This is a genomic window from Mesorhizobium sp. C399B (genome assembly GCF_030323185.1).
GTDB lineage: Bacteria > Pseudomonadota > Alphaproteobacteria > Rhizobiales > Rhizobiaceae > Mesorhizobium.
Genome location: NZ_CP100472.1, coordinates 2,763,497 through 2,775,885, shown reverse-complemented (window position 1 = coordinate 2,775,885; position 12,389 = coordinate 2,763,497). Strand labels below are relative to the sequence as shown.

General features: G+C 63.5%; 16 protein-coding genes. 10 read left to right on the top strand and 6 right to left on the bottom strand.

The genetic code is table 11. The features are described 5' to 3' along the window. Positions 1 to 40: 40 nt before the first annotated feature. Positions 41 to 904, bottom strand: a complete 864-nt coding sequence (locus NLY36_RS13240) for a LysR family transcriptional regulator (RefSeq protein ID WP_023698440.1) — start codon at positions 902 to 904, stop codon at positions 41 to 43. Between the two features lie 100 nt (positions 905 to 1,004). Here NLY36_RS13240 and NLY36_RS13235 point away from each other — a divergent pair, with 100 nt between their 5' ends. Both NLY36_RS13235 and NLY36_RS13230 read left to right on the top strand, forming a co-directional pair. After that, on the top strand, positions 1,005 to 1,805 hold the full coding sequence (locus NLY36_RS13235) for a zinc-dependent alcohol dehydrogenase family protein (protein WP_245260315.1): 801 nt from the start codon (positions 1,005 to 1,007) through the stop codon (positions 1,803 to 1,805). Further along, complete coding sequence (locus tag NLY36_RS13230) at positions 1,802 to 2,020, top strand: zinc-binding dehydrogenase (protein ID WP_245260316.1); 219 nt, start codon at positions 1,802 to 1,804, stop codon at positions 2,018 to 2,020. Before NLY36_RS13235 ends, NLY36_RS13230 begins: the two co-directional genes overlap by 4 nt. A 9-nt stretch (positions 2,021 to 2,029) precedes the next feature. On the opposite strand, the gene NLY36_RS13225 is transcribed toward NLY36_RS13230, so the two are convergent. From NLY36_RS13225 to NLY36_RS13215, 3 genes are all read right to left on the bottom strand, one after another. Continuing rightward, on the bottom strand, positions 2,030 to 3,094 hold the full coding sequence (locus NLY36_RS13225) for a tetratricopeptide repeat protein (protein WP_023698442.1): 1,065 nt from the start codon (positions 3,092 to 3,094) through the stop codon (positions 2,030 to 2,032). A gap of 46 nt (positions 3,095 to 3,140) precedes the next feature. Continuing rightward, positions 3,141 to 3,788, bottom strand: a complete 648-nt coding sequence (locus NLY36_RS13220) for a thiamine phosphate synthase (protein ID WP_023736870.1) — start codon at positions 3,786 to 3,788, stop codon at positions 3,141 to 3,143. A gap of 143 nt (positions 3,789 to 3,931) precedes the next feature. Then, positions 3,932 to 4,849 (bottom strand): DMT family transporter, encoded by a 918-nt coding sequence (locus NLY36_RS13215; protein ID WP_023716071.1) that lies wholly within the window; start codon positions 4,847 to 4,849, stop codon positions 3,932 to 3,934. A 129-nt stretch (positions 4,850 to 4,978) separates the two neighbouring features. Here NLY36_RS13215 and NLY36_RS13210 point away from each other — a divergent pair, with 129 nt between their 5' ends. After that, positions 4,979 to 5,416 (top strand): Lrp/AsnC family transcriptional regulator, encoded by a 438-nt coding sequence (locus NLY36_RS13210; RefSeq protein ID WP_031249394.1) that lies wholly within the window; start codon positions 4,979 to 4,981, stop codon positions 5,414 to 5,416. On the opposite strand, the gene NLY36_RS13205 is transcribed toward NLY36_RS13210, so the two are convergent. Next, a complete protein-coding gene (locus tag NLY36_RS13205; RefSeq protein ID WP_023728625.1) occupies positions 5,373 to 5,870 on the bottom strand; it encodes a GNAT family N-acetyltransferase in 498 nt (165 codons plus the stop codon). The two genes, NLY36_RS13210 and NLY36_RS13205, sit on opposite strands and share 44 nt — an antisense overlap. 242 nt (positions 5,871 to 6,112) lie before the next feature. Between NLY36_RS13205 and NLY36_RS13200 the strand changes: the two genes are divergently transcribed. Further along, the gene (locus NLY36_RS13200) at positions 6,113 to 6,883 is read left to right on the top strand and encodes a sulfite exporter TauE/SafE family protein (RefSeq protein ID WP_023736871.1); all 771 of its coding nucleotides are present in this window, start codon (positions 6,113 to 6,115) and stop codon (positions 6,881 to 6,883) included. 7 nt (positions 6,884 to 6,890) lie between these two features. Here NLY36_RS13200 and NLY36_RS13195 read toward each other — a convergent pair whose 3' ends face one another. After that, the gene (locus NLY36_RS13195) at positions 6,891 to 7,442 is read right to left on the bottom strand and encodes a DUF2269 family protein (RefSeq protein ID WP_023694595.1); all 552 of its coding nucleotides are present in this window, start codon (positions 7,440 to 7,442) and stop codon (positions 6,891 to 6,893) included. A gap of 310 nt (positions 7,443 to 7,752) precedes the next feature. Between NLY36_RS13195 and NLY36_RS13190 the strand changes: the two genes are divergently transcribed. The 6 genes from NLY36_RS13190 to NLY36_RS13165 all read left to right on the top strand — a co-directional run bounded on the left by NLY36_RS13190 (position 7,753) and on the right by NLY36_RS13165 (position 12,373). Continuing rightward, positions 7,753 to 8,133 (top strand): hypothetical protein, encoded by a 381-nt coding sequence (locus tag NLY36_RS13190; RefSeq protein ID WP_023668767.1) that lies wholly within the window; start codon positions 7,753 to 7,755, stop codon positions 8,131 to 8,133. 386 nt (positions 8,134 to 8,519) lie between these two features. Further along, on the top strand, positions 8,520 to 9,050 hold the full coding sequence (rcdA, locus tag NLY36_RS13185; protein ID WP_023688956.1) for a protease adaptor protein RcdA: 531 nt from the start codon (positions 8,520 to 8,522) through the stop codon (positions 9,048 to 9,050). A gap of 67 nt (positions 9,051 to 9,117) precedes the next feature. Continuing rightward, the gene (gene ruvC / locus NLY36_RS13180; protein ID WP_023736872.1) at positions 9,118 to 9,624 is read left to right on the top strand and encodes a crossover junction endodeoxyribonuclease RuvC; all 507 of its coding nucleotides are present in this window, start codon (positions 9,118 to 9,120) and stop codon (positions 9,622 to 9,624) included. Between the two features lie 10 nt (positions 9,625 to 9,634). Further along, positions 9,635 to 10,255 (top strand): Holliday junction branch migration protein RuvA, encoded by a 621-nt coding sequence (ruvA, locus tag NLY36_RS13175; RefSeq protein WP_023668770.1) that lies wholly within the window; start codon positions 9,635 to 9,637, stop codon positions 10,253 to 10,255. 43 nt (positions 10,256 to 10,298) lie between these two features. Further along, positions 10,299 to 11,336 carry a Holliday junction branch migration DNA helicase RuvB gene (ruvB, locus tag NLY36_RS13170; RefSeq protein WP_023688958.1) on the top strand — a complete coding sequence of 346 codons (1,038 nt, stop codon included), beginning with the start codon at positions 10,299 to 10,301 and terminating at the stop codon, positions 11,334 to 11,336. Positions 11,337 to 11,470: 134 nt separating this feature from the next. Next, the gene (locus NLY36_RS13165) at positions 11,471 to 12,373 is read left to right on the top strand and encodes a metallophosphoesterase (RefSeq protein ID WP_023736873.1); all 903 of its coding nucleotides are present in this window, start codon (positions 11,471 to 11,473) and stop codon (positions 12,371 to 12,373) included. Positions 12,374 to 12,389: the final 16 nt, after the last annotated feature.

Sequence of the window (12,389 nt, the reverse complement as noted above, 5' to 3'; positions counted from 1 at the left end):
AGGCAAGGGATGCCAGATCGCCCGACAAGGGCCGGTAGCCTCAAACCTGGGCTGCAATGACTTTGCCTACGGCCTCGACTATGGCATCCGCAGCCTCAGTCAGCCGGTTGAGATGAGGCGAACGAAGTGCGGCGACCTGCAAGGAAAGGTCGACATCTTCCGTGTTGACCAGCATGAGGCCGTCGGGAAGTCCGCGCCTTGCAAGACGCAACGGCACTAGCCCAAGGCCGTGCCCCCGACGGACCCATTCCATCTGCAAGGCCGGATCCTGTATCTCCGCCGCGATCTCGAAACAACGCCTTCCGCCGACCAGAACCGACATGAGTTTCTGGCGCGCGTCGCAAGGGGCCGGACTAAGCACCCACGGCATGGGTGTCCGGCCACCGTCTTCCGGATCGGGGACGGTGGACGCAGCTATGACGCCAAGACGTTCAGTGCCAAGCGCTTCCGGGCCTGGCTTATCCGACGATCGCAGAACAATCGTCACATCGAGCTCGCCGCGTTCGAATTGATCGATCAGTTCGGCGCTCCAGCCGGTCTTGAGCCGTAGCGACACTTTCGGGAACGCCGCCGCGGCGTTGCCGATGGCCCCGGCGATGTCGCGGTCCGAGAGGCCATGGGCGAGACCCAGGCGGAACAGTCCTTCCGGCTCGGTCTTTCCGGCGAAGGATTTCAGCGCTTCTACGGAAGCGATGATATCGCGTCCGCGCGCCAGCACTTCCAGCCCCGTCGGCGTCAGTCGCGGCGGCTTTTGCCGGCGGTCGAGCAGCGTCGTGCCAAGCATGTCCTCCAGCCGCTGGATTTGCCGGGTCACAGCCGGCTGCGTCAGCGGCAGGCGCCGGGCGACCTTCTGGATCGAGCCCTCCTCGGCAAACAGGGCGAGCGTGCGCAATTCCTCAAGCATAGCTAGAACCATGTCTCGTAAGCATAATCATTGTAAACATTATGAATTTGAAATCCATCGCCTGGCAAGCAATTTTCCTTTCAACGAAAGGACGACGACAATGAAGGCAATCGAACTGCAGAAGCCGGGCGGCATCGACGATCTCAAGATGGTCGAACGACCAATGCCGGAGCCCGGCCGTCAGGAGATGATCGTCCGCGTCAAGGCGACGGCGCTCAACTATCGCGATGTCGAGATCGCGCGCGGCAGCTATCACACGACATTCCCCTTGCCGCTGGTGCCGCTTTCCGACGGCGTCGGCGAGGTCGTCGGGCTTGGCCCCGAGGTCAGCCGCTTCAAGGTTGGCGACCGGGTCTGCGGCACGTTCTGGCAGCGATGGGTCGGCGGCAGCTTCGCCATGGCCGAACCTTCCTACCAGCGCGGCGGCCCGATCGACGGTTTGCTGAGCGAATTCGCCCGGCTGGACGAACAGGCGGCTGTCATCGCGCCGGCGCATCTCAGCGACGTAGAGGCGGCGACATTGCCTTGCGCCGCCGTCACCGCTTGGCATGCCTTGTTTACGGAAGGCAACCTCAAGCCGGGCGAGACCGTGCTCAGCCTCGGCACGGGCGGCGTATCGCTGTTTGCCATGCAGTTCGCGAAGGCGGCCGGCGCGCGGGTCGTCGTTACGTCGAGTAGCGATGAGAAACTTGTCCGGGCCAAAGAGCTCGGCGCGCATCACGGCATCAACTACCGCGACAATCCGGACTGGTCGTCGGCCGTGCTGGCGCTGACCGATGGCCGTGGCGCGGACCACATCATCGAAGTCGGTGGTCCCCAAAGTTTCGCGCAGTCGCTCAAGGCGTCGGCGCGCGGCGCCCAGATCAACGTCATCGGCTATCTCGGCGGCAGCGAAGGGTGATCAATCCGCTCGACATCTTCCGACGCCAGGTGAAAGCACGCGGCATACCGGTCGGCTCGCGCGAGTCCTTCGAAGCGATGAACCGGGCGCTCGCCGTCAATCGGCTGCGGCCGGTGATCGACCGGGTCTTCCCATGGGCAGAGGCAGCGCAGGCCTTTCGCCATCTCGAACACGGCTCTCCCTTCGGCAAGGTTGTGCTGGATCATACACAGTGACGTTGCGTGTCAGGGCAGGCGGTTGGCCTTCTGCAAGGCTTGCTTTGTCTGGTCGTCGGTCAGCCCTTGCAGGAAATCGTCCATCTCCGGATCGATAAGGCCGGCGCGGCGGGCGACCACATACCAGGCCCCAGCCAGGATCAGGTCGGGGTCGGTGCCGATGCCGCCCATATAGAGCTTTGCCAACCGGTTCTGGGCAGCGACATTGCCGCCTTCAGCTGCCTGCTTCATCCAGTTGAAGCCGGATTTCAGGTCGCGAACACCGCCCCGGCCCTCGATCATCCAGGCGGCAAGATCGATCTGAGCGGTGTCGTAGTTCTGCCTGGCAGCCTGTGCCAGCAAGCTGCGGGCCTTTCCATCGTCGCGGGTCTTGCCGCCGACGCCATTGGCATAGACCTGCGCCATCGCATACTGGGCGTCGGCAAGCCCTGTCGCCGCGGCACGCTCATAATAAGGCACAGCCCTGGCGATGCCGGCATCGCCCGGATCCTGCTGCACGAGCAATTGCGCGAAGTTGAACTGCGCCAGCCGGTTGCCGGCCTCGGCGGCGGCCTGCATCAGCGCAAAAGCTCCCTTCTCGTCCTTCTTGACGTAGCGGCCGTCGAGCAGCATCAGCGCATACTGGAACTGCGATTCAGGAATCCCCTGCTCGGCGGCCTGCGCATACCATTTGGCGGCTTCCGCTGGGTTGAGCGGCACGCCCAACCCGCGCGACAGGATCTCGGCCACCAGCGTTTGCGCCGCCGGGTCGCCATTCTGAGCCCGCACCAACGCTAGATTGTAGGCTGTCTTGTAAAGGCCGCGCTGGAAAGCGCCATAGGCGGGGTCCGCCGGCTTGGCGCCGAAACGTTCGGGGTTGATCGCGTCGGCCGACGGCAGCGGCGCGGTTGTCGCGGGCTGCGGCAGCGGCGTGTCGATCGGCTTGTCGATATGGACGCCGGAATCGGTGGCGCCGGCTTTTGGGGCACCCGCATCGGGGGCGACCGCATCCGGCACGCTGAGGGCGGGCGCGCTGGTGTCCGGCCTCGGCTGCGGCAGCGGAACGGTTTCCGCCGCGATCGCTGCCCCGCTCATCAAGGCCGCAACGAGAACCGCGAGAGGAAGTCCAGGTCGGCGCACGTCAGCCCTCGAAGCGCGGCGCGGTTTGGTCGAGCAGCGCATTGGCGGCGGCAATCGCCGCCTTCGGATCGGCGCCTTCGGCAAAGACGGCGCTGGACAGCGCCACGAACTCGGCGCCAGTGGCGGCCACCGCTTCTACCGAAGCGATGGCGGAACCGGCCATGACAATGCAAGGGATCTCAATCACGTCCGCCCACCATTGCCCGAGCGACAGGTTGCGCGGATGCGGTTCCGGCTTGTTGTCGTAGCCGAAGCGGCCGAAGAAGATGTAGTCGGGCCTGGTTTCGCCGAGTTCCAGCGTGTCGTCGCGCGTCTTGGCGCCACCGGCGCCGACCATCATCTTGCCCTGGAAGTGTTCGATGGTCTCGGCGAGCGCGTCCTTGGAAACCTCGACATGAATGCCGTCGGCCTGGACACGGCCGGCAATGCGGGTATCGCCGGCGATGATGACGGCGATGCCGGCCGCTTGCGCGGCCGGTACGATCTGTTCTGCGAAGGCCTGGAAGGCAGCCTCGTCCATGCCGTTTTCAGGCAGGATCAGGGAAGCGATATCACCGCCGTCGAAGGCAGCCGCAATGCGCTGCGCCGGAGCGTCCTTGGGCGCGATCAGCACGATGCGGCAGCGGTTGGGGGGTGTTGCGTCGTTCATTGGCTTTCGATCCCGGGTTTCGCCTATGCCGGGCGAAGATGGTTGCATTGCGGCATAGAACAAAGCGCCCGCCTTGAACAGGCGGGCGGGGAACGATGCGCTGGCTTTGGTTTACGATCGCCGGCGAGCAGACGCTCTGCGGCTCATTTGACGGCTTGCGGGCTTTCGGCCGGCGATTTGGCCCTCCACAAAGTCCAGCCGAGATTCATGCCGGCGGCGGCGATCAGGATGGCGGCTGCGCCAACGAGCTGGGCCGGATGCAGCCGGTGGCCGAAGGCCATCACATCGACCAGGATCGCAACGACAGGATAGATGAAGGACAGCGACCCCTGCAGATGCGTCGGCAGTTTCTGGATGGCGGCGTACATCAATATGTACACCAGGCCGGTGTGAACGACGCCAAGCGTGGCCAGCATGGCCCAGCTCCAGGCATCGGCGGGCAAATGCGAGAGGTTGGCGAAGGGCGCCAGCATGACGACGCCGACGCAGACCTGGATCAGCGCGATCAGATGCGGCGGGGTGCCCTTGAGCTTCTTGGCGACGATTGCCGCGACAGCCCAGAAGAAGGCCGCTCCGAGCGCCATGACGATGCCGATGACATAATCTGTGCCGGTTATGCCGGAACCGACACCCGCATCGGGCCCTGTCTGCACGATCAGCAGCATGCCGGCGAAGGCGATGCCGAGCCAGGTCAGCTTGGCCAGGGTCAGCCGCTCGCCGAAGAACAGCGCGCCGAAGCCGACCAGCATGAAGGGCTGCGTGTTGTAGACCGCCGTGGCAATTGAGATCGAGGCGCGGGAGAAGGCGCTGAACAGCAACAGCCAGTTGATGACAATGGCCGCGCCGCCAAGAGCGGCGATGGCAACAATGCGCAGCGTCAGCCTGCCGCGCAGCAACCCGAGTGCCGCGCAGGTGATCAGCAGCGCCACCGCGCCGAAGGCGCAGCGCCAGAACACCACGTCCATAACGGGCTGGCCCGACATGACGACAAACCAGCCGATCGTGCCGACGATCGTCATCGCCGCCGTCATCTCGATCGTGCCGCGTACCGTGTTGTCCATGACAATACCTCTATCTGTTGAGGCCATAATCTCATGCCGCCTTGAGGGTTTATATGCCCTATGAAAGGTGATAAGGGCACAACACCTTATTTAATAAGGCGCGCGCTGCCCTTTTGCGAGGAGATGAAAATGCTGGACGAGTTGGACAGAAAGCTTCTCGACATCCTGATCCTGGATTCGCGGACTTCGTTGAAGGATCTGGCGCAGCAGGTCGGGCTGTCGTCGCCGAGCGTCTCGGAACGGCTGCGGCGGCTCGAGGAACGCGGCGTCATCCGCGCCTTCACCATCGAGATCGACCCGGAGGCGCTGGGGTTTCCGCTGCAGGCGATCGTGCGGGTGCGGCCACTGCCGGGCAAGCTGCACATCGTGCAGAAGCTGATTGAGGAGATCCCGGAATTCGGCGAATGCGACAAGGTCACCGGCAACGACTGTTTCGTGGCCCGGCTCTACGTGCGCTCCATCGGCGAGCTCGACAAGCTTCTCGACCGCATCGCCGACAAGGCGGAGACCAGCACCGCCATCATCAAGGCGCAGCCGATCCGGCGCCGTCCGCCGCCACTGAATTAAGCTCCAGCTTGTAGCCGATGTGGCTGGCCTTGAAGCCGAGCCGGTCATAGAAGCGATGCGCGTCCTGGCGGCTCTTGTTGGTGGTCAGCTGGACAATCTTGCAGCCGCGTTCACGGCACTGTTCGACCGCCCATTCCAGCAGACGCTGTCCCAGCCGTTCGCCGCGGCGGTCCGCGGCGACGCGCACAGCCTCGATCTGGCCGCGCAAGGCGCCCTGCAGCGACAGCCCGGCGAGATAGCTGATCTGCAACGTGCCGATGACTCGGCCGCTATCCGTCATCACGGCAAGAAACTGGTTGGGGTCGGCGTCGATGGCGGCAAAGGCGTCGCGATAGGCCTTGGCGAGTGGCTCGGTCGCATCCTCGCGGCTGCGGCCAAGCGGATCGTCGGCGAGCATGGCTACGATGGCAGGCAGGTCGGCCGCTTCGGCGCGGCGGATGTGGGGTTCGCTCATTGTCAAAAACCTGGGGTCAAAAACCTGGGGTCAAAACCTGGGGTCAAAACCTGGGGCCAAAACCTGGGGTCAAAACCTGATGCATCGGACGGCGCCCTTATGCATCGGCGGCGATCTTGCCGTAAATCCGGAACCGTCGCTTTACGCACAGTTGATCGACACGGCCGGCATTTTCCCGGTCGCGGCGCAAGGGTTTCTGGGCTATTGCAGGGCAACCGTCTTCCCTCCAGCATTTCCAGTTCATGTCAGGTCTGCTCGCCGATCCGTGGTTTTATGCCGCCGCCATTCCGGCGGTGATACTTGTCGGGCTGTCGAAAGGCGGCTTCGGCGGCGCTGTCGGCTTCGTTGGCGTGCCTTTGATGGCGCTGGCCATGCCGCCGGTGCAGGCGGCGGCCATCCTGCTGCCGATCCTGTGCCTGATGGACATCGTTTCGGTGTGGACGTGGTGGGGCGTCTACGACAGAAAGATGCTGGTCGACATGATGCCGGGCGCGGTGATCGGCATTGGGCTCGGCTGGCTGACGGCAGCGCTCGTAACCGAAGAGATGGTGCGGCTGATCGTCGGCGCTGTCGCGCTGATCTTCGTGCTGCGCTGGCTCTATCTCCAGTTCCGCCACGGTTCCGACCATGCGGCGGCGCCCCACCGCATCGCCGCCGCCTTCTGGGGCACCGTCGCCGGCTTCACCAGCTTCGTCGCCCATGTCGGCGGGCCCCCCTTCCAGGTCTATGCGCTGCCGATCCGGCTCGATCCGAAGGTGCTGTCGGGGACATCGGCGATCTTCTTTGCCGCCACCAACGCGCTGAAGCTGATCCCCTACTTCGCGCTTGGCCAGTTCGACACCGCCAACCTGACGGCGTCGGCCGTGCTGATGCCGCTGGCGCCGCTGGCCACCATCGCCGGCGCCTGGCTGGTGCGGCGCATGCGGCCGGAGATTTTTTATCCCTTCACCTACGCGACCGTGGCCGTGGTCGCGGTCAAGCTGCTTTGGGACGGGATCGCCGGCCTGCTCTAAATCCCGCTCAGGCGGCTGCCGGTTTGGTTCGCGGGGCGCTCGCAAAGGTCAGCGATGCACCACCAACGACCACGACCGCCATGGCGCCGAGAGTGGCGATGTCGTGCGCGGTCGGCTTCAGCACCATGTCGGCGACGACGACGATCATGATGACGAAATCGAACTTGACGATCCGTATCATGCGGCGCCCAAACGCTATGGCAGCCGGGGTCATGCCGTCCGCGGCAAGCATTGTGGCAAGCTTTTCGAACGAAGGCTTCAGCACGAGGATACCGGTCAGAAACGCGGCGGCGTAGCCGCAAAGGCCGATGACGACCCAAAGGTCGGAGAAGCCGGTCCATAGCGAAGTCAGCACCAGACCAGAAGCCAGGGTCGCGATAGACGCCGGCACGAACAGACGCAAGCCGAGTTTGTCCGTCGTTCTCAGCATGACCATCAGCGTCTCGTCGTCGCCGTCGCGATCGGCGAGTATCGAAACCAGCAGCATGGCGAAACCGCCGCCGAGCCAGAGGATCGCTGCCATGACATGCAGGAATTTGAAGAGAGAATACCAGTCCATTGCCGCTCCTTGTGCATCGTTCCGGGGGTAAACGCTGCTATCGCGCGTCTGCTTCCGAAGGAGGGCGGATTATCTCCGTACATGTATCCAGAAGATGCCGCGTGGGTGCCGGCTTGTTGCGGTGGCGCCGTCGCCGGATTTTACCGCCAGCCCGCACAATACCCGGCATTTGCCGGATAGACGCCGTGTCGGCATTGGCTGGTTCGCGGCATGATCCTGAAACCTGCGGGGACTAAGCCGCTCGCGACCGACGCTCCATTTTGGCCGCGCGCGGTCGGACCAAGTCTGCAACAACCAACGAGGGTATCCCATGCAAGGCGTAGCACGAAATTTCTTCACCCTGGCCGTCATCTATTCCCTGTGCGGCATGGCGCTCGGCCTGCATATGGCGATCTCCAATGACCATGGGCAGATGCCGACCCACGCGCACACCATGGTGGCGGGCTGGCTGATGTCGGCGGTGTTTGCCTTCTTCTACCACCTGTTTCCAGCGGTCGGGCAAAAGACGATTGCCGTCGTGCATTTCTGGCTGACGGCAATCTGCGGCATCGCACTGATGATTGGGCTTTACTTTGAACTTGCCGGCCATCCGGAGATCGAGCCGGTGCTGGCTTCCTCCTCGATGGGGTTTTATGCGGCAATGCTGCTGTTCGCCTTCATTTCCTTGCCGGCTGTGTGGAAGAAGGCATGAACAAGCCGACGATCAGGCTTAGGGCACCGTTATGCTGATACGGCACAGAAGGGCAGCGGTCGATCAAGAAATATCCGCGCCGTTAAGGGTTCATTAAGCTTTACAGGTGTTTACTATGTCCATCCAGTGATCTGGATTCTTACCGAGTGGTTGGAGCCACTTCGTTTGACGCCTCCCTGTTAAACTCCTGAGAGCCGCCTTATCCGCGGCTCTTTTTTTGTCTGCTTTTGGTCCGCTTGGCGCCCCTGCGCAGGCGTTAACCGTTTGTTAAACATGTGCTTGCCTTCGCCGGCGGCGAAGCGCATTTTCAAGCTTCAGTCATCTAGGGTGCCGGCGTGACGGCGATGAAGCCGAATCAGCCGACGGGGCAGTGCAGGGGCGTATCGATGAACGAGCCTTCGAAGGGCAGCGCGAAAACCATCAAGCTGGCGGAACGCCGGGTTTTCTCCCAATCCTTCAAACCGCTCTACCAGGAAGGCATGGGCCTGGTTGAGCAAGCAGCGGAATATCTCGACGGCAAGGGCCGGGCCGAGGCCAAGAAGCTGTCCAGACTGGCGGCGACGCTCTATGCGGCCGAATCGATGCGGCTGACCACAAGGCTGATGCAGGTCGCCTCCTGGCTGCTTTTGCAGCGGGCGGCAAATTCCGGCGAGATGACCCGCGACCAGGTCGCCTCGGAAAAATCCAAGGTGCGTCTCGACACCGCCTCGGCGCATGACGAAGCGGTCGGCTGGGGCGAACTGCCGAAGGATTTCCTCGACCTCGTCACCCGCTCGCTGCGCCTGCAGGCGCTGGTGCGCCGCATGGACGAAGAGATCTATGGCGGCGCGTTTGCCGAGACGCCGGTAACAGGCCGCCGCGCCAATCCGGTTTCCGACCAGATCACGCTGCTGAATACGGCTTTCGCTCGAGGTTAAACGCTTCCCGTTTCCGGTTTGTTCACATTTCCCTGACATCGCTGTGCGCCGGAGGTAGACTTCGCGCATGAGGGAAGCGATTCGCATTATCGGTATCGATCCGGGGCTGAGGCGCACCGGATGGGGCATCGTCGAGAGCCTCGGCAACTCGCTGCGCTTTATCAGCTCCGGCACTGTACGCTCCGACGACAAGGCGGCACTGGCGAGGCGGCTGTGCCAGCTGCATGACGGCCTCGCCGATATCGTGCACAGCGCCATGCCGCACGAGGCGGCCGTCGAACAGACCTTCGTCAACAAGGATGCCGTGGCGACGCTGAAGCTCGGCCAGGCGCGCGGCATAGCCATGCTGGTGCCGGCGCGCGCCGGCCTTGTCGTCGCCGAATATGCCCCCAATGCCGTCAAAAAGGCGGTGATCGGCGTTGGCCATGGCGACAAGAAGCAGATCCACATGATGGTAAAGGTGCTGTTGCCGAAAGCCGTTTTCGACACCGAACATGCCGCCGACGCGTTGGCTATCGCCATCTGCCACGCGCATCACCGGCAAAGCGTCGCCTACAGGATGGCGCTGGCATGAGGGATCACGCATGATCGGCAAATTGAAAGGCACGCTGGACGAGATCGAGGAGGATTTCTGCCTCGTCGATGTGCACGGCGTCGGCTATGTCGCCTATTGCTCGGCGCGCACGCTGGCCGCGCTGCCTTCGCCCGGCGAGGCGGTGGTGCTGTTCATCGAGACCTATGTGCGCGAGGACATGATCCGGCTCTACGGTTTCCAGTCGGTGCTTGAGCGCGAATGGTTCCGGCTCTTGATGAGCAATGTGCAAGGCGTCGGCGCCAAGGTGGCGCTGGCCATCCTGTCGACGCTGGCGCCGGCAGACCTCGCCAATGCGATCGCGCTGCGCGACATCGCCATGGTCAGCCGCGCGCCCGGCGTCGGCAAGAAGGTGGCCGAGCGCATCGTCACCGAGTTGAAGAACAAGGCGCCGGCCTATGCCGGAACCGCCTCCGGCACCATCGGCCTTAAGCAGGAGCTCGGCGAAGGCGTGGCGCCGGCGCCGATTACCGACGCCGTCTCGGCGCTGGTCAATCTCGGCTATTCGCGCGACACAGCAGCCAATGCTGTCGCGGCGGCGCTGAAGACGGCCGGCGAGGACGCCGATGCCTCGAAGCTCATTCGTTTCGGGCTGAAGGAACTGGCGCGGTGAGTGATTGCTTGTCCGGTCCTTTGCCCTGTGCGAGGAAGGCCGCATGAGCCTTTCACCCCGCCTCATTGCCCCGGAAAAGCGCGGCGAGGATGCTGAGCAGACCTTGCGGCCGCAGACGCTCGCCGATTTCGTCGGCCAGGCCGCGGTGCGGGCCAATCTCAAAGTCTTCATCGAGGCCGCCAAGGGCCGCAGCGAGGCGCTTGACCATGTGCTGTTCGTCGGGCCGCCGGGGCTTGGCAAGACAACGCTGGCGCAGATCATGGCGCGCGAGCTCGGCGTCAATTTCCGCTCGACCTCCGGTCCGGTGATCGCCAAGGCCGGCGATCTCGCCGCACTTCTCACCAATCTGGAAGACCGCGATGTACTGTTCATCGACGAGATCCACCGGCTCAATCCGGCAGTCGAGGAAATCCTCTATCCGGCGATGGAGGATTTCCAGCTCGACCTGATCATCGGCGAAGGTCCGGCGGCACGCTCGGTCAAGATCGATCTTGCCCGCTTCACGCTCGTCGCCGCCACCACCAGGCTCGGCCTTTTGACCAACCCGCTGCGCGACCGTTTCGGCATTCCGGTGCGGCTCAATTTCTATTCTGTCGAGGAACTGGAGCAGATCGTGCGGCGCGGCGCCCGCATCCTGCAAATGCCGCTTGGCGACGATGGCGCGCTGGAGATCGCACGTCGCGCCCGCGGCACGCCGCGCATCGCCGGCCGGCTGCTGCGCCGGGTGCGCGACTTCGCCTCCGTTGCCGGCGACGGTCACGTCGACAAGCAGGTTGCCGACGAAGCTCTCACCCGGCTGGAGGTCGACGCGCTCGGCCTCGACGCGCTCGACCGCCGCTATCTCTCGATGATCGCGCGCAATTTCGGTGGTGGGCCGGTCGGCATCGAAACCATCGCCGCCGGCCTGTCCGAGCCGCGCGACGCCATCGAGGACATTATCGAACCCTATTTGATCCAGCAGGGTTTCATCCAGCGCACGCCACGCGGCCGCGTGCTGACCGCCAACGCCTGGCGCCATCTCGGCCTCGACGCGCCAAAGGATCTGGCGCAGCAGCAGATCAACCTGTTCCAGGAAGAGTAACGGAGATTTGTTCTTCGGAACGGATTTCTGTGCAGAATCTGCTCAAGCTTGCCAGCGTGAAGGCATAATTGCCGGCTTTAAGGCCTGCTTCTTAATGCCAGCTTCTCAATGGAATGCGTCTCAAAACCATGACGATGATCACCAGACGTGGCTTCCTGCGTTTGGTCGGTGGCTCGGTCTTCTCGATAATGTCGCTCGGCGCTTATGCGGTCGGCATCGAGCCGATGCTGTTGACGCATGTGAAGCGCTACCGGCTGACGCCGCCGCATTGGCCTGCAGATCTCAAGTTGCGCGTTGTAGCACTTGCCGATATTCACGCCTGCCGTCCCTGGATGACGCCTGAGCGGATCGCTTCGCTCGTCGAGGATGCAAACGCGCTGCAGCCCGATCTGATCGTACTGCTCGGCGACTACATCTCAGGCATGTCCCTGCTGATGCACCGGATGGAAGCCCATGAATGGGCGGCGGCCTTGTCCGGACTGAAGGCGCCACTCGGCGTCCTGTCGATCCTCGGAAATCACGACTGGTGGCACGATCCTTTCGCACAGCAGGCCGGAGCCGGGCCGACAGTGGCGCGCAAAGCATTGGAGAAAGCCGGCGTAGCGGTTCTGGAGAATGACGCCGTGCGCCTGCAAAAGGACGGATACGGCTTCTGGATCGCCGGGCTCGCCGACCAGCTGGCACTGTTGCCGAACAAGGCCGCAGGCCGCGACAGATTTGAAGGCCTCGACGATCTCGACGGCACGCTGGCGAAGGTCAGCGACCAGGCGCCGATCATCCTGCTCGCGCATGAACCTGACATTTTCCCGAAAGTGCCGTGGCGGGTTTCGCTGACGCTGTCGGGCCACACACATGGCGGGCAGGTCAGGCTGTTCGGCTATTCACCGGTGGTTCCGTCCCGCTTCGGCAACCGTTTCGCCTATGGCCATGTCGTCGAGAATGACCGCAATTTGATCGTGTCAGGCGGGCTCGGCTTCAGCATCGCACCGGTGCGCTTCGGCATGCGGCCGGAAATACTACAGATCGACCTCGGTTAGAGCATGCCGGTATTCA